Genomic DNA, 21,113 nt, shown 5'->3' with positions numbered 1-21,113 from the left:
TTATATTGAAAGGCTTGCCATGACAGATGTCACCATATTCCATTTAGAGATGTTACAACCAACTCAGTTACAAGCCAAAACGGATACTAAAGGGTTAACAGTGACTAAAGCACTGGTACCACAATACGAATTTAATCGTTTTCTATATCAATTTGTTGGCTCGGCGTGGGAATGGACAGATAAGTTAGGATGGACTGATAAGCAATGGCAGCAATACAGTGAAGATAGCCAACTTCACTTATATGTCGCCTATTTTGACGGTTCTCCAGCGGGTTACTTTGAGCTGCAACAGCAAGAAAATAATAACGTAGAGATCATGTATTTTGGGCTTGGTGTGCGCTTTATTGGTAAAGGCATGGGTGGGTATTTGCTTAGCCAAGCGATAGAACAAGCTTGGTTACTGGATAACACCGAGCGTGTTTCTGTGCACACTTGCTCGCTGGATCACCCTATTGCGTTGAAAAATTACCAAGCTCGAGGATTTTCATTATTCAAGACAGAAATTGAAGCGTAACTGTTACAGTCAGTTAATGAAATAAATGGCCTACTGTGTAACGCCCTGATATTGTCGACGCTTTTTTGCTTGAGCGGCTCTCATTGCGAGAACCGTTAAGTGGGCATTTTTATCATCAACACTCATTTTGTGCCAAGCTAAAATTTCTTGATGAGTTCTATGACAGCCCAAACAGATATCTTGTTGATCAAGGCAGCAATTCCCCACACAGGGTGAACGAGGTTCATTCGGACCAGACTGCATATTCATTCCCATTAATATCTGCAAAATGAAATCGTTTACCACCAGGGAAACTGAACACAGGTTTAAGGATTGCGCCACCAGCAGCCAATATTTTCCGCTCACTGGTTTCAAGACATTGGCTGTATAACACTATCAACGGGCAGCCACTTTTCAAATTGAAGCCCTGCTCCGCTTGGTAAAATCCGCCATCAATACCTACATCCAAAAAGCAGCTGTATTCAGGGCCATAATCCTTAAAATGCCAACCAAACACTTCAGTAAAAAACGTTTTGGTTTTTACTAAATCTTTAACAGGTATTTCTAAGTAATTAATTTTATGATGTTGGGACATAAGTAACCTCTTAAATTAGGTTGAATAGGTTAGCCTATAATGACACGTATCTATATTCAAAATAGAGGAATAATTAGGGGATGTCGAACTTTGGCAGTAAAAGTCCCTAACTCTGATAACAATTAAATAAGTAACAAAACTTTGATATAAGAAACTAAAACAAGGTCTTAGGTAAGAGTTTAGACAAGGACTTAAACAAATCTTAAACAAGATCTTATTTAAGCCCTTATCACTTTTTCGAGTGCAGATTAAATTCGACTAATGATCTGATGCAATACAAAATCAGTATAGAAAACAGTTATTAAAAACTGACATAAAAACGTTTTATAGCGAGTGTTATAGTCTATATCCCACGCAACTAGTCACTTAATTAGTCACCTAATTAAGATTGAATAATAGCTGCTAAAGCGCCAATTAATCCACCGAATACACCACCCCAAACCACTAACCAGCCTAGGTGCTTGCGGATCATTTCTTGAATAATATCCTTCACCATCACTGGGGTTAACTCATCAAGGCGTTGATCAACAATATTCGATACTTTCTGTTGTAAATCGGCCATGACATTAGGTTGTTCAAGCTCATTAATCAAAATTTGGTTAAACTCTTCGCTTTGAGTTAGCTCAGTCAATGACTGTTTCATTTTATCAATAAAAGGCTCTTTTAATGGGATCAATGCTTCTGTTCCACCAAACATAGATAGCATGCCGCCAAAAGATGAGTTTTCAACCGTAGTCACTAAAGCGTCAAATGACGGTTCAAGATCCACTTTATCAATTACAGGCGTTAAATCGATAGCACTCGCGCTGTTTTCAGTCAGTAAACGATCAATGTTTTCTTGAGTAAAAAACTGCTCCATCATCAGATGTTTAATACCCGCTTTAAACTCTTCAAAGCGTGATGGAATAACACCTGAGCCATACAAGCCTGGGACTTTTTCAAATAACATATGGACTGCTAGCCAGTTGGTTACCGCGCCAGATAGCGCAAATAACCCTATGGTAAATACCATGGTTACTTCTGCAAAATAGCCAATCAACACTAATGCTGCGGCAATGATATTAGTCACTAAACTCTTGTTCAATCTAAAATCCTCAGACATAAAAAAACCTTTGGCATTCTATCAATTTCCAAAGGTTAGATACTAGGGTGTGTTGATCTTTTAAAGTTGTTTTGACAGCGAGTTGTTGGCCATTCTATGCATCAAGGGCGCAAGACTGAGGCTGAGTCGTGTAGTCATTCTAGATAAAGAAACCGATAAGCTGGTAAAAAATGGACAACAAACGCTGCCCAAAGGGTTGGGCTAAAAACGGATTCAACATTGTTGAGCAAATTTTTGCGAACAAAGAGTGCTTAGATTACTTAAATTACTTAGATTACTTAGATTACTTAGATTACTTAGATTACTTAGATTGCTTGGCGGAAATTCACTCGCCGCGCTTGATTGGGTTTTATCTCGACCAAATTCAACCCGCCCTAACTTACTATTAAAACCTTTTACTACAATCCAGAATGATACAAATACATCCCTTCTGCTTCGGTTTGATTAGACAAATTAGTTTCTAGTCCGTTATCAAGCACCTTTGTGCGTTTGACTAACATGACGTCGGTACCTTGGGCTAACATTTTTGCTTTTTCGATAAGCAGAGTCGCGATGCCTTCGCCTCGACGACTCGCATCAACAAATACATCGTCAAAATACCAAACAGGTTTAAGTAACAACGAAGAATAAGAAGGATAAAGCTGAACAAAACCTAAGCACTTTTGCTCTTCAAAAGCCGCTAGGATCATCGAATCATTTTCTATTAAACGAGTTTTGATAAATTGACGGCATTTTTTAGGTTCAGATTTAAACCCCATACTTTGTCTATAGTCGTCAAATAAGCTCACTAAAACATCGGTATCTAACTCTGAAGTTAGTCGAATATTCATGCTTTCATCCTTGAAATTATTAATTTACACAGCGGCAAAATTATCATCTGAGTGTTGAATACAAATTAAAACCAATGAGAGCCTTAAATGAATTACACAACAATAAATCAACAAGGCTTTTATGGGGCCTTAGCCTGCTTGGTAAATACAATCTAATTTAAACTTAAAAATCTTATTAATACATTAGCTTAAAGATAAATTCCACTTTTGTCCATTGAAAACACCTAATGAAGAAAAATTGTAAAAAAATCTTAAACAAACGAGTAACTGAACCTTAAATTCGTTAAAATGTCTAACAAATACTGTCTAACTATTACTATAAGCAGTCGTCCCTATGATGTCGTCGTTGAGCACAATGAAACAAAGATTTAATCATCGCCCCCGTTACCAGAAAATTGCAATTATCTGTTCGTTTATTTATTTACTCTTTGTACTATCGTTAGGGTTACTCATCCCTTTCATTGCGACTAAACAAGCGCCTAAATCATTATCAGAAATGCTAGGCAGACAAGTCACAATTGAGAACATTAAAGTTAACCCATTCACATTTGAATTGAGCTTGAGTCAACTGACGGTTAATGAACAAGATAGTCAAAAAGCCTTTTTCCATCTTGATAATGCCGAAGTAGATTTCATGTTCTGGCAGTCTCTGTTTAACCTGAATATCAGCTTAGATTATTTAACTGTCGATGGAACGACATTGTCACTTGAGCGATTAGCTATTTTGGCAAATCAAACTGACACCAGTATGCCATCGGGATATCAATTCAATTTTACTGACATCATCAACACATTTGATCAAAGAGCCAAAGCCCTAGCTAAAACTAATCCTTCAGAAGATGACAATAAACAAAGTGAAATAGAGACTGATGTAGAGAAAGAACAAGACACTCAGCCCATTGCCATTCATCTAAATCGCTTTAACTTTAATAATGCCGCTTTACAGATAAACGATAAGCTAACTGAGACCCAATTACTTTACCCAAGAATAAATGTTTCAGCGACCATGGTGAAAACTGATGCATTACTTTCACAAAGCCCTGACGCGAATAAAATAAACCTTACTATAAGCGATGATAAAAATGGTCAGATTAAACTAGACACCCAAGCACAGTTATTTCCGCTAGATGCTAAAGGTAAACTTGTTATCACTCAGATGGAGTTAACTCAATACTGGTCGCTCGTTGAGGATCTATTTAAAGTCTCATTACAGTCTGCAAACCTGAACCTAATATCTTCCTTTGCCGCCACAGAAACGGGGATTGAAGCAGTAACAGACTCTCCAATAGTTGATTTTAATATTACTGATACTGACATTACATTGAGTAATATTGTTGCCAATGATGATCAGCGACAAGTTACCACGGTAGATTTGTTGGCCTTAGAGGGTATTACAGTATCTAGCCAAGAACAAAACATCGACATAAAACAATTTCGCACCAGTGATGCTAATTTTTGGCTAACGGTTGCCCCTGAGAAAGTTAATTTAGTCGAATTATTCACTCCAATTTTTGTTAACACACAACAAGACTCTAGCCATAAAGCGGCTAATCTAGAAGCTAATACAGAAGCTAATACAGAAGCTAATACAGAAGCTAATACAGAAGCTAATACAGAAGCTACGCAATCAACTAATCAAACAACTGACAACGACAGTGTTGAAGACCAAGCCAGCTTGCAAGCTAGCGTACAAGAACCTTCTGATTTAGACGGCAGTACAACAGAGTCAAAACCAGAGTGGTTAGTGACATTACACCAATTAAATGTTGAAAATTATCAATTTGAACTGACTGAAAGCGTCGCGAATAAAACCGCTAACTTTTGGAAATTATCCAACATCAATTTCGCCACCCAAACCATAAAATCAGACTTATCATTACCGATTGAGTATCAACTAGACCTTTCAATAAACGATCAAAGCCAATTTAGCTCAACTGGAGTATTTGACGCTAAGTTAATCACTCTAGAAGCGGATATTGACTACCAGAAGGTCAATTTAACCAAGTTACAGCCTTATATTGCACCTTTTATGAATATCACCCTCGAATCAGGTTTGTTCAATACTAAAGGTCACATTAGTGCAGATGCAAAACAGAAGTTTGTTTATCAAGGACAAGCATCAGTTAATCAATTACAAATCAAAGATAATCTATTAAAACAGCCCCTGCTTAATTGGGAGTCAATGATTATTACTGATTTGGCCTTTGATAATTTAGGTCAATCCCTAACTATCGATGAGGTGTTATTTGACAGCTTATTTAGCCGATTGATTATTGCCGAAGACAGAAGCACTAACATTGCTGACTTGATAGTCACTCCTGCAGGTAAAGACAATAACGAATCAACTACACCTACTACTGCAACTAAAGCAACGACTGCAACGACTGCTCCGGTAGTCGCTGACTCAGATAATCAAGGTTCGTCTCGTTTACCTGAAAATCAGCAAATATCACAGCAGTCAGACTTTGCTATCGATATAAAGCGAATAGGCTTTAAAGACAGCTCTGCTTTTTTTGCCGATAATTCTTTAACACCTAATTTTGCATCAGGTATTGAACAACTCAATGGTGAAATCACTCAAATATCTACCAACCCGCAAACACGCGCATCGGTTAATCTAGAAGGGAAAATCGATAAGTATGCGCCAGTGACATTAAAAGGTGATATTAATCCTTTATTGGCAAATCCATATCTTGATTTAAACCTCGCCTTTAATAAAGTCGAGCTCACCTCTATTAATCCATACTCAGGAACCTATGCGGGCTATTACATCGATAAAGGCCAACTATCTTTAGCGCTCAATTATCAATTAGAGAATAATCAATTAGTTGGCAGTAACCATTTAGTCATTGATCAGTTAGAGTTAGGTAAACCAAGCAATAGCTCACTGGCCACTTCCCTGCCGATCACCTTAGCAATTGCCTTATTACAGGACAGACACGGCGTCATCGATTTAGGTGTCGATGTAGATGGCGATTTAGACTCTCCTAGCTTCAGTTTTGGCAGTATCGTTATGAGCGCTATCACTAATGTCATTACCAAAGCCATTACAGCGCCATTTTCTTTATTAGCAGGTTTAGTGGGGGGTGATGAAGACAGCATGGACAAAGTAAGCTTTGAGTATGGCCAATCAACTATTACCCAAGAGCAACAAACAACATTAACCTCACTTGCTAAGGCGTTAGACGATCGACCACTATTGATACTTAATATCAAAGGTAGCGTTGATTTAGCCAATGACCAATTAGCATTACAACAAGAACAGCTACATCAAAAACTGGCAAACCAAGCAGGCATTGAGGTCACAGCGCTACCAACTGACTTATTTGCAAGCCAGTATCCACAGCAAGGTCCTTTAGTCGATGCCTTAATCGCGTTATATCAAATTGAAACCCAATTAGACCCATTATTAATTAAGCAAAAGATTACTGAGGAAAACCCACAAATCGAGGCCCTCGAATTACAAACTCGCTGGCATATTGCACTGTATAATTTCAGCTTAAATCAGCAAGCTGTTTCTGAAGCTCAGCTTGGTATACTGGCTCAGCAAAGGGCTAAAACCATTAAAACCTATTTAGTTGAACAAGCCAACATTGACCCTAGTCGTGTATTTATCTTAGAAAGTCGAGTGCATTTTGAACAAACCGATGCACAAGCGATACTGACCTTAGATGCTAATTAACGGTGCACTTAAAGGTCGCATAATTTAAGAACACAACAATTAAGTTTATGTTGTTTTTTATACAGCTTATTAGGGACTGTTAAACACTAAAACGACGTCGACTCCGATTCCGTTCACAGATGACTATTATCTGTGAACAACATCACGTAAACTGTCGCTGCAAATTAAGTAGAATGTTGCAGTACCGATTGCCCTAATGGCTAAATCGTTCAATTCGATATTTAAAGGAAGTAGTATGTTTGTCATTCGCTGGATTCTTGGCCGTATTATCTTATTAGCAAATTTTTTGTTCCCAGGTAAAAAATATCAACGCCCTGTTACAGAGCAAGCAAAGATAGATGAGCAAACCAAAGCGTTAGCTTTATACCAATATGCTGCCTGTCCTTTTTGCGTAAAAGTGCGCCGAGCAATTCGCAGCCAAGGATTAAACATCGTCACGGTTGATGCCAAACAAGAAAACAATAAACAAGAGCTTGTACAACAAGGTGGTCAACTTAAAGTGCCTTGTTTAAAAATTGAAAAAGATGGCCAAACTCAATGGATGTACGAATCCAGTGACATCATTGCTTATTTATCTAAGCAATACGCTTAATTTAATCACTGGCATATCACAGAGTGTATTGGCTTTATCACAGTAAAGCCGATACACAAATGCTGATATCTTGTATATCCTGCTAAATCACTTTCAAATACTATCAATTAGAAGCTGTTTCGTTTTAATATGAATTGTTCCCTTCCAAGTTTTTATAAAGGATTATTACTGGTGCCAAAGTACTCTGTATTATTTGTTGGTTTTCTGCTGTTATCAGCTTGCTCATCTGCACCCATCGAACCTGAAGCTTTTGCTGGACAATTTAAAGATAGATTTAGTACTTCCATTAAAGGTGAAGGCATAAAGCTTTTTACTTACCAAGCTAAAGTCGCTACAGCGACAGATCGCGGCATTGAAGATCCTCTGCCCCACCAGCAAAGAGTCAACCGACGTCGCCAAGATGCCCGCAGTTATGCCATTGAGCAAGAACGCCGCCAAGAACAATTGGAGCTATGGAGCCGACAAGTGGATTTAGGCCTACAAAAAACCATTGATATGACAGGCTATTGCAAGGATGGATACATAGTGCTTAACCGCAGTGTGAGTGAAGGCCGAGGCGAAGTTCGCGGCGAATGTAATGATGGCGCAACAGAAGAAGATATTAAAAAGTTTAGTCGTAATTTTTAACCTATGGTTCACAACATCACATGTAAACCATTAAAAGTGACCATCCAACAAGATAAATAAAGGGTTTAACTATAACCTCCCGTCAGTTTGAGCTAAACTTAACCAAATCCAATTTTAAGAGCATGTAGGCAATCACTGGCTACATGTTTTATACAGTTCTAAAGTGCCTACGGCATAATTAAGCGAGTTAGATAGACCCATGAACAGAAAACAGCTGATGATCAAAAAAACCGCAAAGCGGACTAAAGCTAAGCAAAACAAAATTGTAAAAGATAACCCGCAAAAGAATCCTAAAGTGGGCTACATCTCCAAAGCCGTCCGTGCGCAAATGGAACTTGAAGATCAGCAGAAACTGGCTGCAGAAGCTGGTGAAGCCACTGACACTTCAGCAGAAGCAAATCCAACTTCAGAAGCAAAGTAATACTAAAACTAAATTCTAGTACTAAATAAAAATACCCGTTTAGTCATCGAATTAGCTTTAAAAAAAGCCCTCATAATGCTGCTAGCATTACGAGGGCTTTTTCGTCTTAATCGTAAACTCTAAGGCTTTAATCATTTATCCTTTGAAGACAGCGGATTGTCTAAGTCGCCATCACGAACTATCTCTTCACATAAAGGTTCTTCATTGAGCTGAGCTAACTGAATGTATGAAGATGATTGCGGTGAAGATGTCGGGCTCATTTCCAGTTCAATCTCATCATCCTCAGATACGGGCTTTTCATCCGCTTTAAAATGTTCTGTTGCGGTAATTTTATCTATCAATCGATAACCAACCCAAACACCACCTAAACCAAATAAAATCGATCCTAGAGCTTGGCCAATGAGCACGCCATACACTCCGCCTATTTGAGCACCAAAATACACAAAAGGTATGGTACCAATAGTGGCTTTACCCACATTAAAGAAAGTGGAGTACTTAGCTTTACCTAAATTATTAAATGATGCATTGGCAACAAATAAAATGCCGTTGAAAATAAAGAAAATTGCGATATATTTGCAGAAGAATAAAATCAACTCCGCCGCTTCACCTTGCATATCAAATGCTGAGACAATTTGATGTTTCAATGAAAATAATAAAATCGATACGCCAAGTACAAACACAACACAAAACTGAATCGCTTTAGTCAGGCTTTCTTTAACACGCTCAAATTCGAGTGCACCATAGTTTTGACCAATAATGGGGCCAACTGCACCGCTTAAAGCAAAAATCATCCCGAAACACACAGGGATTAAGCGACCTAATACCGCCCAACCCGCTACATAACTATCACCAAAATCCGCAATGGCTTTTGTCACAACAGCATTACCGATTGGCGTAGCGACATTCGTTAGCATAGCGGGCAATGCAATCGCGAAAATAGTTCGAATGTCTTCAACAAAGTGCTGGCGATTAAACTGCCCCAGCATGTTGTGCTTAACCACAATCCCACGAGCAGAAATGATAAATACCGCAATACGAGCAAACACAGACGCAATTGCAGCACCTTCTATCCCCATACCTAAAGCGAAGATAAATATAGGATCAAGTACTAAATTGACTCCGCCACCTGCCAGTGTTGACATCATAGATAACTTGGCATCACCAATGGCTCTTAGTGCACCGCCTAATGCCATAGCGAGACAAATAAATGGTAATGAAGGGACTAATATTCTGAGGTAACTTTCTGCCAGTATTGCTGTTTCTCCATTAGCACCAATTAGCGCCAAAAGTTCTGGAATAAAAATAAATACTGTTACCGCAACCACCACACTGGTGAGCAAAGATACTACCGCACTGTTGAGTAACATGCGCTTTGCCAGCACCATATTTTTAGCGCCTATAGCTCTAGATACAAGCGCACCAAGGGCAATCGATAAACCAATACCAATAGAGGTTGTAAAGAATGAAATAGCACCTGCATAACCAACTGCTGCTGCCAGTTCTTGCTCACCTAATAAACTTAAGAAAAAGATATCAAGTAAATCAACCACAAATAACGCAGAAATACCTACAGCCGCTGTAGAGCTCATCACTAATATGTGACGTAAAATGGAGCCTTGGACAAACTTAGCTTCGGTCATGAGTTCCCTTCAGAATCTTGTTGCTCTAACTCGCTACCACAATGGTGACAATATAATGCTTGTAAGTTATGACCGCGGGTTCCACAGTTCATACATTTACGTAAATCACGTTCAACAACCATCTCATGAGATATTTCAGCGGTTAAAATGCCTGTTGGAATCGCAATAATGGAATAACCAATTAGCATGGTTAACGACGCAATCGCTTGGCCTAAATTTGTTTGAGGCGTGATATCACCGTAGCCAACCGTAGTGATAGTAACAATAGTCCAATACATTGATTTAGGGATAGAAGTAAAACCATTTGCAGGGCCTTCAACCACATACATTACGACACTTAACGCCATAATGATCAGGCTTACAGAGAAGAAAAATATGAACACCTTTCTTCTTGCTTGTATCATGGCCTTTAATAACAAATTACCTTCGCTTAAATAGCGTAGTAACTTCAGCACCCTAAAGACTCTAAACAAGCGCAAAATTCTGAATGCGAGAGACACGTTTGCACCAGGAAAAATTAACGCTAAAAAGCTCGGAAGTATGGACAGTAAATCAACAATGCCGTAAAAACTTCGCATATACGCTAAACGGCTTACCGAACCATACAATCTCAATAAGTATTCAATAGTAAATAACCAAGTGAACGCCCACTCGGCATAATAGATAACTTGACCATATTGCTGATGATAGCTGTCAATGGTGTCTAATATAATCAGTAAAACGCTAAGCAATATACAAATTATTAAGCCAATATCAAACCATCGACCCATACGGGTTTCAGTACCAAATATCACCGTTCTAATTTGTTTTTTAAATGGCGTATCTTGTTTTTCTTCTAACGTCATAGCTCACTCAAAGATGACTGAAAATTTAATCCCGCATACATGTTAAAAGTACGGTATTATCTGTAAAAAATTTCAAATTGTTATCGTAATTATATGTTGTTCTGATAAATTGCCTATTCAACGATACTCATGTTAACACTATTAACAATACAAACTCACACCACAAATTCATAAAAAAGCTTTTTGGAGACTTCATGTACTTGGTTAAATGCTTTATTTTACTAGCCATTTTTAGCTCAACCCTCGCTCAGGCCTCTATCAGCCAATTAGCCAACTCAAAAGTCGATTTAGTCGTGGTGAATAAATCTGAATCCAGCATGTCGATTTATCATGAAGGCCAAAAAATTAAAACCTATCAAATTGCCATGGGAGATGCGCCACAAGGTCATAAATTGAAAGAAGGCGATCAACGCACCCCGCAAGGGCGTTATATTCTTGATTACAAAAAGTCTGATAGTGCATTTTATAAATCAATTCATATCTCATACCCGAATGAAGAAGATCGTTTACGTGCCAATGCCTTGGGGGTTAGCCCTGGTGGAATGATTATGATCCATGGTCAAAACCCGAATTCGTCACTCACACCAGAACAAGCGCAGCAATATAATTGGACTAACGGATGTATTGCGGTAACAAATAAAGAAATGGATGAACTTTGGCGAGTCATCGAAGAAGGCACGCCAATTGAAATTTGGCCTTAACCTATCGCATTTGTATTCGGTAATATTTATTATCCATTGCAACTCTAATCTATTTTAGCTCTAACCTATGTTAGTTAACTCTAAATCTATAACACCAGTCATTTTTAAACACGCCTTAGGTGTCAGAGGATATTATGCACTATGACCAGTTAACCCAAAGCTGGCCTGATTTTGGTCAGCGTATCAGCGCCTTTATTCAACGCTTAGGTTTAGATAGTTTAAATCTAGAGTGCGATCATTGCGCACTTCGTGTAAATAGCAATGATGCTGCGAATAAACTCAGCCAAGAATTTGAAAAATATGGTCAAGTCATTTCCAATAATATGATTAATGGCCGCCCTATTTTAATCATCAAATTGACTAAGCCCCTGATGCTCAATGGGTTAGAAATTTATTGCGTCGAGCTGCCATATCCTTCTGATAAAGTGTATCCACAAGAAGGCTGGGAACATGTTGAACTGGTATTTCCGTCGAATGCGGAAAATTGTGAAGACTTACAACAACAACTCTTAGAAAAAGCACCAAACCTTGCAGAAATCCTCGCTGGTAATACCGATATCAAGGTTAAATTAAGCTCTCCTAAAGGTGACAATGAGCGCCTTGCCAATCCAACTATTGCTTTTAAATCAAATGGGATTTGCGTCAAAGTCCATACTCATACGATTGAAGCCATTATTGCCAGTGAGCAAGATTAATCATCTCATGGCAATGCCATGACAATGCTCATGGAAATAATCTATTAGACATAAAAATGGGTTCAATAATAAATTGAACCCATACTTTTTAATAAGTAGTAACCAGACACCAAGCAACATCTTTATAAATGACTTGTCAGTACCTCGAATCAAATTTATTGAGCTGCTTTCTGTGCTGCAAGTACTTCTTTCATCGGTGGAACGACGGTTACAGGGTCTAAGCGCATTTGATACCAATTCAAGCGCCAGTCTAAATGTGGCCCAGTTACGCGCCCTGTCGCACCAATTTCAGCGAGTTCTTGTCCTTGCTTAACCACATCACCAACTTTTGCATAGATTTTACTTAAGTGAAGAAAAGTTGAATTTATCCCATAGCCATGGTCAATAATCACAGTGCCGCCAGAATAAAACATATCAGGTTCAGCTAGTGTGATAACACCATCGGCTGGTGAAACCACTACTGTACCCGTTGGGCGGGCAACATCGACGCCATAATGCGGGTTACCAGGTTTGCCATTGTACACACGCTGGCTGCCGTAGACGCCAGATATCCGACCGGTCACTGGCCAGATGAAGTCTTGCATAAATGCAGTTTGCTCACTAAAGGTATTTCTTGCTGCACGAGTTTGTTTAGCATCTTTTGCGGCTCTTTCTTGCGCTGCGGGATTGGGTTTCATTATCTTTTTACTGATCCCAGTAACCCGATCAATTTTATATTCTTTGGTCGCTATATTAAGCGGTTTTAGCTCGGTTAACCCGCTTGGGTAAACGACTTCAAGCATTTGCTCTGCTTTAGCTTCACGCTCGAAACCAATGGCAAATTCGCCTTTTGCCGTAATAGCAACATCTTCACCATTAAGTTTGACCGTGCTTCCTGCTGGAACATGACCCCTTACCAACGCACCTTGCTCAAATTTACCTTGTAAATTGATTTCAGCTTGTGCAGTAAATGCGAACGATATCAGTCCCATCAACGATGTTACCCCGACACGGGTTAAAAATTTAGCAGCCATTATGTACCTTAAGAACCATGAATTTAGAGACACTCAAATTATCTTTTAATACTAAGGGGTTGTGGTAATTTATTCAAATTTGTATCGACACGGATTAATGAGTACAGATATATAACGAAAAATAAATGCCAATAGAAAAATGACAGTTGAGAATGCTAATAGACAAATGATGGATAATTAGAAGGAAAAAAAGGAGTTACTGCTCAGAAGATTAACAGCTTAAAAGAAAAGGCAATGAGTCTCTATATGACACTCATTGCTCACACATTCATTTTACCGCTATCGCACCTTTACCTATGCCTTCGAATGCAATAACTTTGAATTCAGAACTTGGGGTTTTGTGCGCCATTGTTTCAGCAATGAACTGCGCTAATAGTTCTACCGTAGTGTCATGAGGAATAATGTCACAACAGTCTCTTGGCATCGCTAATTGAAAATCCCCTTGTGGGGCTTGGTAATGAAACCCATAATGACTATTGTCATTAACATCCGCTTGTTTAGATAACTCAAGCGTCGCGACATCAACTACATCTTCTTCGCTACCTAAATAAATATCTTGCCATCTATCAGCCCAGTACTGGTCCCATTTAGGCGCAGCAATGCCATTTTCAAATACGGTGATCGGGCTTCTATGCCCGTGTGCAATCCGTTGACAATTGCCATCATGTTTACGTAAGCCATGAGTGTAGTGATAGTAAGGCGTGTCTAATACTTCGTTACGTAATGTTAAGCTAATCCCTTCAACATTATCAGGTAAAGCTTCACGTAATGCTTTAATCAAAAATGAATTAACACTTTCAAAGTCAATTACTTCAGTTGGGATAAGTGCAAATGCTTCAGATGGGCAAGCTAAATGGATATCACCAAGTTTGCTTGAAAAGTCCATCCAAACACGATCGCCCTTTTGCTGCCAGCGAACTTCGCCGCAAGCGGTAGGAATGAGTAAACGGTGATCGGCAACATCATCAATGGTATTTTTGATGGTTTTTTTGACCTTGGAAAAATCAAGAACCATGTTTTGCTCATCTAAGCCGCCATCAAGTAGTACATCTACAATCCAGCTTTCACCTACCATGCCACGAATTGGACATAAGTAAGAAAAATCGATAACGGTTAAATCTTTTACAAACAGTTGCATTAAGGCTCCTAGGCAGAAAAACAGTCCGCCTCAGTTAACTTTTCCCAAATAGCGATGGCTAAGGGGAGTAATAATTCATGGCTATTCTAAACAAAAGCTAGCCTAGGTGCGAGAAAACAAACTGAGTTTACAAAAAAAGCCTAAATATTGAATATTGTTAGGCTTAATAACTGCCTAATAAAACCTATAAAGTAAAGTTATTCAAATTTATAACCCACTCCGTAAATAGATTGAAGTAAATTTACTTGGGTATTGTTTAGCGTTAATTTAGAACGTAAATTTTTAATATGGCTGTCTATAGTGCGTGAGCTGACAACGCGATCGTCAATATAGCAGACTTGCATCAAGCTATCTCTTGAGTGAACAACACCGGGGCGTTTAAGCATTGTATGCAGCAATCTAAACTCAACAGGGGTTAAATCAACCTCAATACTAGACACGCTACACTTAAAGCGTTGAATATTGATTAGCAGATGCTTATAAGCAATTTCATCTTCGTTAGTTTGAGGCGCTGCATCGACTCGTCGCAAAATGGTTTTAACTCTAGCGACCACCTCTCTTGCTGAAAACGGTTTACATACGTAATCGTCTGCCCCTACTTCTAAACCAATAAGACGATCGATTTCTTCAACTCTTGCAGTCAGCATCAGCAGTGGAATACTTGAAAATTGTCGCACTTCTTTGCAAATCGTCAGTCCATTTTTATATGGCAGCATGAGATCCAGTATGACGAAATCAATGTTACCTTGCTTGATTGTTTCAACTGCGTTGAGTCCATCGTGTAAAACCTGGGTATCAAAGCCTTCCAGAGTCAGGAAATCAACTAATATCTGTGCAATTTTAGGTTCATCTTCAACAATCAACACTTTCATCTTTGGATGACTTACATTCATCATTAATATGACTCTTATAAAGTGGGTAAGGAAATTTCAATACAAAGACCGCCTAGGTTCGAAGGCCTTGCAGTGATGTGGCCATTATGGGCTTCTACAATATTACGGCAAATGGTTAACCCTAACCCTGCACCATTACTTCGTCTGACTCTTGAACTGTCTTGTCGATGTAATGCATCAAATAACAATTCACACTCGTCGAGTGGCACACCGGGCTTGGTGTCATTGATTAATATTGATAGTGAGCCTAACTCTTCAATCAAATCAATATTTATACTGCCAGGGCTATCGGTGTAAGCCACTGAATTTAATATAACATTGTATAAAAGTTGTTGAAGGCGCATTTTATCGCCATTGATTGTGATAGTTTTTGTATGAATAAAGTTAAGCGATAACCCTTTATCTGACACTTTATCAGCTAATGAGTTCAAGGTTTCTGCAATACATAGTGTAATATCGGTGGGTTCAAAATGATATTTAAGCCCGCCAACATCGGATAGTGATAATTGATATAAATCATCCACTAAATGCTTAATCCGCATCACCTCTTGCTCAAGTGAAGTCAGTTGTTGCTGATTAAAAGGTCTTATGCCGGCTTTTATCGCATCAATTTCACCACATAGAATACTCAGTGGGGTGCGAAGTTCATGGGAGATATCAGCAAACCATCTATTTTTTGCCGTACGGTTTTTATCTAAGGTCATGGCTAAATGATCAATATCATTCATTAACAACCCTAATTCATCCTCTCTAGCTACTTTGAAGCGCTCATTATAATTTCCTTTCGATAAATGAGAAATCCCGTTAACGACTTCACGAACGGGAATAAGTAGCAAACGTGCTAGCACCCAAGAAATTAAACTGGCCAGAATCAGGCACAACAAACCTATCCAAATACTTGTCCAGAGCTGTTGCTTAGAAAATGCTTCTGCCGAAATACTGTTTACTTTGACAACCGCCTTTGTGTATAGCGTGGCTATGACTTGGTCATTATATGTGACGTCAACAGAAATGGTTGAACCGAGAATATCAAACTTATCGCCGGCCAATAACTGTCCTGAAATTGAATACAATGCAGTAACAGGCCTGCGTCGTTTAGGCGGCACTGTTTGATTTGAGTCTCTTAAATGAGGCGGCAGATCACCTCTAGCTTCACCAGTCAAATGCGGTGGAGGTCCATCAAACCGAGGAGGCTTATGTTTAGGTCTTGGCGGGGGACCTTTTCGTTCAGCCCCCTCAAACGGTCCATGTAATGGCGTAAACTGACGAATAATTTGCGCAAACTTTTTTTTCGAAACATTGTTCCAATCATAAGCTGATTGTTGATAAAGCTCAGAATATGAAACAGCGAGCTCTTCTAACCTTTCTTGTTGTAAGGAGTTTGTATAGCTTATAAAACCTTGATCAAAACCCCATCGAGCAAGAGATAAGGTTGCAATAAGCACCACACTCGTCAGGCCGACAAAGGCTAAAAATAACTTCTGAGAAATTTTCATTCAGGTTTTACCAAGGTTTAGATATAAAAATAAAATTTATGAACAAGCCATTATTCTCATGGTGATAATATTGGATCGCAATTTACATGTTAACTGAGTATATCTATCTGTGCTTGTTCTCACTAGTTCGTTAAACAAGCTAATTACAATCTCCTTCGTTTCTGCACATTTCCTGCATATTTACTTGGTATGGTAAAACTCACCCAAAAACTAGATTCATCAATAAGAAATACCTAGATTCATCAATAAATAGGAACTTACATGAAAAAATTACTTGTTATCAGCTCAGTTCTCATTACCAGCATTGGTTTTTCTAGCGCTTTATTGGCTCAAGAACAACAAAGGCAAAAGAGAAAACCGCCTCAAGAAGCTTATACCCTCTGTGAAGATAAAACAGAAAATGACGTGGTAAACATCACCACTCCTAAAGGAGATGAAATTTCAGCGACATGCCAAATGATGGATGACCAACTTGTGGCAGTCCCAGAGGATCATAAGCCACCTCAACGTCAAAAAAGATAATAGAGGCTAACATGCAAATTAATACGAGTTCACTCAATATCTCAAGCTCTACGAATCAGTTCGATATAAGCGCAGCAGACAAACCGAAAGGCCCGCCTCCACCACCACCTGGCTCAACTCCACCAGGTCTTGAACCTGCTGTAGCAACATTATCAGAAGATGAACAAACGCAAGTTTCAGACATGCTAAGTTCTCTGACGAAAGAGCAACAAGTTGAATTAAAAAATGCATTAGATGAACTAAAACCATTGACTGAGGATTTATCTGCCAAAGATATTGGCAGTGTATTTTTGGAAACACTCGTCCAAATTAGTTCTCAATCTGATCAACAAGAAAGCGTAGGTATCGACACCTACGCTTAATGCAGGATTGTTGTAGGTTAGTTCAATAAAATTTTACCCATGAAAAAGCGGTAATATATAAATTACCGCTTTTAAAAAGATAGGGTTAAGTACAACGTTATAATAAAGGTAATTGCGAAGTGAGAGCTTTCACAGACTGTGGTTTGCTAAAATAATACCCTTGAGCTTGGTCACAGCCATTTTCCAGTAAAAAGGCCGCCTGTTCTTTTGTTTCTACCCCTTCAGCTATGACAGTTAACTTTAGCGCATGCCCAAGTACAATTATTGCTTTAGCAATGGCAGTATTATTACTGTCAAATGGAATATCTGACACAAAGGACTGATCAATTTTAAGTACATTGATCGGTAACTTCTTAAGATAATTTAATGATGAGTATCCCGTACCAAAATCATCTACGGATAATTGAATCCCAAGGTTACCTAAGCGTTTTAAATCTGATATGACTCTATCAGGTTCATACATCATGCAGCTTTCGGTCATCTCTAATTCTAGTAAATCAGCCGGAAAGCCGGTTTCAGATAATATTCGTTCAACATTATCGATAAAACTTGTGCGCTGAAACTGCAAACTCGCGACATTCACCGCTAAATGGCCAAAACGATAGCCTGCGTTAAGCCAATTAACGCCTTGTTTACAAGCCATAGTTAATACTTGTAATCCAATTTCATGAATTAGCCCAGTTTTCTCAGCAATTGGAATAAACTCAGCAGGTGAAATTAAACCATACTCAGGGTGCTGCCAACGAATAAGAGACTCTAACCCCACTAATTTTCCTGTGACTAATGATAATTTCGGCTGATAGACCAAATGAAATTGGTTATCTTGAATTGCTTCATGTAATGCACTTTGGATTTTGAAATGCTCAGCAGAGTTCATCGTCATTGTTGAGTCATAAAAAGTGATGTTATTACGGCCACTTTGCTTAGCCATATGCAAGGCTGTATCAGTGTTTTGCAGTAAATGCTCACTGTTTAAAGAGTCATGAGGAAAGACCGAAACCCCCATACTTAGTGTTACTCTAATAGAAGGATTATCATCAAACTTGAAGGGCTGCTCTATCAAGGTCTTAATCTTATTGATATGGCTCGTTACCATTTCATTTTGGGTAATATCTGTCAGCAAGAGAACAAACTCATCACTGCTTAATCGACCAACAATGCATTGTTCACAGCTAAGCTCAGATAACCTTTTACCTACTTCAACCAATAATTGATCACCCACATCATGACCAAGGCTGTCGTTTATATGCTTAAAGAAATCAATATCGAAAAATACGACCGCCAGTTGCGTCTGTTGCTTAAAGGCCCTTTCTACTTGTTGTTGCAAGTTAGAACGAAATAATACTCTATTGGGGAGTTGAGTTAAGCTGTCGTAATAAGATAAATTGACCAACATTTCTTCATTTCGTTTTTGCGCAGATATATCAGTAAAAACCGCAACAAAAAAGTTAATTTGATCTTTCTGACTATATACAGCGTTAATAGTCACTGACTGAGGGAACACTTCTCCTGACTTGCGTTTATTGCAAATCTCGCCATGCCATTTACCTTTAACTAATAAGGTATTCCACATTTGTGCAAAGAATAAATCATCATGTTTTCCTGAGTTCAAAATCCGTGGATTTTGACCAATGGCCTCCTCTCGACTAAAGCCAGTTATTTTACTGAAAGCGGCATTAACTTCAGTGATATTACCGTCTCTATCAGTAACCAGTACACCTTCAACAGTATTTTCAAATACGCTTTCAGCTAGCATCAACTGTGTCTGCGCTTCTTTATGCCGACCAATATTACGTGTAATGCCAATAACCCCGACTAAGTCATCACAACCATCTATTAACGGTGCTTTAATCGTTTCTAACCAATGACGGTTATTATGCTGATCGATACGTTCGCATTCTGCTACAACAATGGGTTCATTCGCTGATATAGCTTGGCTGTCACCTTGTTTAAAACTTTTGGCCGTTGCAGAATCAAATAACTGTTCATCGTTTTTGCCTATGATCTCTGAACGTGATTTATTCCACCCTAGGCCTACACTTTCATTACATATAACATATTGCCCTTGTAAGTTCTTAACCCAAATATGTTCTTGAAAAGAATTGATAAAGTTTTGTAGGTTGATTGACTCAGGAGCATGGAGAACTCGACTTGTTTCTTCAGCGTAAACAAGGGATATGTTTTCGACACACAAGGATAGAAATGCATCATCTGAAGCTTTTGGTGTTTCAGAGTTAAGCTCTGTAACCAAATAACCGATAGGACGATGGTGAGAATCTGTAATGACTTTTAATCGGAAGTAATATGCGTGCTGCCCATAAACAAACTGGACAACTAGCAGCTGCTTTTGGGAAGTATAAGCTTGGTTAACATGATCGAATATAAGCGCTTGAAGTTTAGGATCTGGAGTCGATTGTTGATTTTTAGAACTTAATGATAATCCAAGCTCACCAGCTTCATTCAATGAGTAGATATAGATATTCGTATTTAACGCTTCAGCAGTTAAATCGATGTTGTATTGCCAACGTTGTGATATCAAATTCATCATATTTTGCATTGTAAAAGCTTATCCCTACCGCATAGGCAGTAACCAGATGTAAGATTATATAACCAAAATAGATAAATTGAATAATCAAATACTGTATATGCCGACTAGATCAATTTACAATTAAATAACATGCTACATTTTCAAAACAACACCCAACAACAACCGACCAACCTTAACCAAAGGGTAACATCGCGGGCTTGCTATAAATCTGCGTTCAGTATAAAACTTGAATCTTTTCTTGTTGTTTTAGTAAATGAATAAAGCGACTCAATACGCTTATTTATTGAAATAAAAACATCAAATTCAATTAACTATTTAATTTTGCAGTTCTTAAAATTCACAGATTAAACGAAACCTTATTCAAATCAAGGTAGGCAATCGATTTTAATTGAAGCATTATTTTGTCAACACACGCTCTGAATCACTCAAAATTGAAGACAAAAAACCGTTACATCATTAATTAGCTGTCAGCTCTCAATTAAGCGCTTGGCAATGACCTATTTTTTACTATCCTTGTAAGGGCACATGGGCATATCGACCACACTATCTGCTTCCATAAGCGGCCAGATAGTTCACTCAAATTCCGGACACAAAAAAGCCCGTTACGTGAGTAACGGGCTATCTGCTCTCAAATAAGAGGCACTAATTTTAAAGATATGGGGCGCTTGGCGATTATCTACTGTTACATGGGCATATAGCTCACACTATCAACTGTTGATGTGTCTAAACCCGCGGTTGAACTTTTTTAGGCAAAGAAAAAGCCCTAACACATTGTGTTAGGGCTTTATCAGTATTAGGCGCTTGGCGATGACCTACTTTCACATGGGGAGACCCCACACTATCATCGGCGCGATTGCGTTTCACTACTGAGTTCGGGATGGGATCAGGTGGTACCACAATGCTATTGTCACCAAGCAA

At 38.6% G+C, this 21,113-nt stretch carries 21 protein-coding genes and 1 rRNA gene; 10 read left to right on the top strand and 12 right to left on the bottom strand.

Annotated features, from left to right (window positions below):
- Positions 1-19 precede the first annotated feature (19 nt).
- On the top strand, positions 20-514 hold the full coding sequence (locus L2737_RS10530; protein WP_248955675.1) for a GNAT family N-acetyltransferase: 495 nt from the start codon (positions 20-22) through the stop codon (positions 512-514).
- A gap of 30 nt (positions 515-544) precedes the next feature.
- On the opposite strand, the gene L2737_RS10525 is transcribed toward L2737_RS10530, so the two are convergent.
- From L2737_RS10525 to L2737_RS10515, 3 genes are all read right to left on the bottom strand, one after another.
- On the bottom strand, positions 545-757 hold the full coding sequence (locus L2737_RS10525; protein ID WP_428848384.1) for a DUF1289 domain-containing protein: 213 nt from the start codon (positions 755-757) through the stop codon (positions 545-547).
- The gene (locus L2737_RS10520; RefSeq protein WP_248955673.1) at positions 738-1,088 is read right to left on the bottom strand and encodes a VOC family protein; all 351 of its coding nucleotides are present in this window, start codon (positions 1,086-1,088) and stop codon (positions 738-740) included. Before L2737_RS10520 ends, L2737_RS10525 begins: the two co-directional genes overlap by 20 nt.
- Before the next feature lie 382 nt (positions 1,089-1,470).
- Positions 1,471-2,172 carry a DUF445 domain-containing protein gene (locus L2737_RS10515; RefSeq protein ID WP_248955859.1) on the bottom strand — a complete coding sequence of 234 codons (702 nt, stop codon included), beginning with the start codon at positions 2,170-2,172 and terminating at the stop codon, positions 1,471-1,473.
- A gap of 188 nt (positions 2,173-2,360) precedes the next feature.
- On the opposite strand from L2737_RS10515, the gene L2737_RS10510 reads away from it, so the two are divergent.
- Positions 2,361-2,579 carry a hypothetical protein gene (locus L2737_RS10510; RefSeq protein ID WP_248955672.1) on the top strand — a complete coding sequence of 73 codons (219 nt, stop codon included), beginning with the start codon at positions 2,361-2,363 and terminating at the stop codon, positions 2,577-2,579.
- A 9-nt stretch (positions 2,580-2,588) separates the two neighbouring features.
- Here the strand turns inward: L2737_RS10510 and L2737_RS10505 are convergent, their stop codons facing one another.
- Complete coding sequence (locus tag L2737_RS10505) at positions 2,589-3,020, bottom strand: GNAT family N-acetyltransferase (RefSeq protein ID WP_229369093.1); 432 nt, start codon at positions 3,018-3,020, stop codon at positions 2,589-2,591.
- 355 nt (positions 3,021-3,375) lie between these two features.
- Between L2737_RS10505 and L2737_RS10500 the strand changes: the two genes are divergently transcribed.
- From L2737_RS10500 to L2737_RS10485, 4 genes are all read left to right on the top strand, one after another.
- Positions 3,376-6,702 carry a DUF748 domain-containing protein gene (locus L2737_RS10500; RefSeq protein ID WP_248955671.1) on the top strand — a complete coding sequence of 1,109 codons (3,327 nt, stop codon included), beginning with the start codon at positions 3,376-3,378 and terminating at the stop codon, positions 6,700-6,702.
- Between the two features lie 235 nt (positions 6,703-6,937).
- A complete protein-coding gene (locus L2737_RS10495) occupies positions 6,938-7,294 on the top strand; it encodes a glutathione S-transferase N-terminal domain-containing protein (RefSeq protein ID WP_102529460.1) in 357 nt (118 codons plus the stop codon).
- Positions 7,295-7,465: 171 nt separating this feature from the next.
- Entirely contained in the window at positions 7,466-7,921 is a 456-nt protein-coding gene (locus L2737_RS10490) for a hypothetical protein (RefSeq protein ID WP_229369095.1), read from the top strand.
- 199 nt (positions 7,922-8,120) lie between these two features.
- On the top strand, positions 8,121-8,342 hold the full coding sequence (locus L2737_RS10485; protein WP_248955670.1) for a DUF2986 domain-containing protein: 222 nt from the start codon (positions 8,121-8,123) through the stop codon (positions 8,340-8,342).
- A gap of 131 nt (positions 8,343-8,473) precedes the next feature.
- Here the strand turns inward: L2737_RS10485 and L2737_RS10480 are convergent, their stop codons facing one another.
- Together L2737_RS10480 and L2737_RS10475 are read right to left on the bottom strand one after the other, a co-directional pair.
- Positions 8,474-9,982: an MATE family efflux transporter gene (locus L2737_RS10480; protein ID WP_102529458.1), complete on the bottom strand. Its 1,509-nt coding sequence runs from the start codon at positions 9,980-9,982 to the stop codon at positions 8,474-8,476.
- The gene (locus L2737_RS10475) at positions 9,979-10,827 is read right to left on the bottom strand and encodes an ion transporter (protein ID WP_229369097.1); all 849 of its coding nucleotides are present in this window, start codon (positions 10,825-10,827) and stop codon (positions 9,979-9,981) included. Before L2737_RS10475 ends, L2737_RS10480 begins: the two co-directional genes overlap by 4 nt.
- A 194-nt stretch (positions 10,828-11,021) precedes the next feature.
- Between L2737_RS10475 and L2737_RS10470 the strand changes: the two genes are divergently transcribed.
- Together L2737_RS10470 and L2737_RS10465 are read left to right on the top strand one after the other, a co-directional pair.
- Positions 11,022-11,528, top strand: coding sequence for a L,D-transpeptidase family protein (locus L2737_RS10470; RefSeq protein ID WP_102529456.1), 507 nt, complete (start codon positions 11,022-11,024; stop codon positions 11,526-11,528).
- Between the two features lie 134 nt (positions 11,529-11,662).
- Positions 11,663-12,223 carry a VOC family protein gene (locus L2737_RS10465; protein ID WP_248955669.1) on the top strand — a complete coding sequence of 187 codons (561 nt, stop codon included), beginning with the start codon at positions 11,663-11,665 and terminating at the stop codon, positions 12,221-12,223.
- A gap of 155 nt (positions 12,224-12,378) precedes the next feature.
- Here L2737_RS10465 and L2737_RS10460 read toward each other — a convergent pair whose 3' ends face one another.
- The 4 genes from L2737_RS10460 to L2737_RS10445 all read right to left on the bottom strand — a co-directional run bounded on the left by L2737_RS10460 (position 12,379) and on the right by L2737_RS10445 (position 16,763).
- On the bottom strand, positions 12,379-13,194 hold the full coding sequence (locus L2737_RS10460) for a M23 family metallopeptidase (RefSeq protein WP_248955858.1): 816 nt from the start codon (positions 13,192-13,194) through the stop codon (positions 12,379-12,381).
- Positions 13,195-13,504: 310 nt separating this feature from the next.
- Positions 13,505-14,374 carry a 6-carboxytetrahydropterin synthase gene (locus L2737_RS10455; RefSeq protein WP_102529453.1) on the bottom strand — a complete coding sequence of 290 codons (870 nt, stop codon included), beginning with the start codon at positions 14,372-14,374 and terminating at the stop codon, positions 13,505-13,507.
- Between the two features lie 197 nt (positions 14,375-14,571).
- On the bottom strand, positions 14,572-15,270 hold the full coding sequence (locus L2737_RS10450) for a response regulator (RefSeq protein ID WP_371996335.1): 699 nt from the start codon (positions 15,268-15,270) through the stop codon (positions 14,572-14,574).
- Positions 15,271-15,281: 11 nt separating this feature from the next.
- The gene (locus L2737_RS10445) at positions 15,282-16,763 is read right to left on the bottom strand and encodes an ATP-binding protein (RefSeq protein ID WP_248955668.1); all 1,482 of its coding nucleotides are present in this window, start codon (positions 16,761-16,763) and stop codon (positions 15,282-15,284) included.
- Positions 16,764-17,024: 261 nt separating this feature from the next.
- Between L2737_RS10445 and L2737_RS10440 the strand changes: the two genes are divergently transcribed.
- Together L2737_RS10440 and L2737_RS10435 are read left to right on the top strand one after the other, a co-directional pair.
- A complete protein-coding gene (locus L2737_RS10440; protein WP_102529451.1) occupies positions 17,025-17,285 on the top strand; it encodes a hypothetical protein in 261 nt (86 codons plus the stop codon).
- 11 nt (positions 17,286-17,296) lie between these two features.
- A complete protein-coding gene (locus tag L2737_RS10435) occupies positions 17,297-17,647 on the top strand; it encodes a hypothetical protein (RefSeq protein ID WP_248955667.1) in 351 nt (116 codons plus the stop codon).
- 97 nt (positions 17,648-17,744) lie between these two features.
- Here the strand turns inward: L2737_RS10435 and L2737_RS10430 are convergent, their stop codons facing one another.
- Positions 17,745-20,204, bottom strand: a complete 2,460-nt coding sequence (locus L2737_RS10430) for a sensor domain-containing protein (RefSeq protein WP_248955666.1) — start codon at positions 20,202-20,204, stop codon at positions 17,745-17,747.
- Positions 20,205-20,994: 790 nt separating this feature from the next.
- Positions 20,995-21,110 (bottom strand): 5S ribosomal RNA (rrf, locus tag L2737_RS10425).
- Positions 21,111-21,113: the final 3 nt, after the last annotated feature.

The organism is Shewanella electrodiphila, assembly GCF_023283985.1.
In the GTDB taxonomy this organism is placed as follows: domain Bacteria; phylum Pseudomonadota; class Gammaproteobacteria; order Enterobacterales; family Shewanellaceae; genus Shewanella; species Shewanella electrodiphila.
The sequence above is the reverse complement of the archived record's forward strand: the minus strand, read 5'-3'. Positions and strand labels throughout refer to the sequence as shown.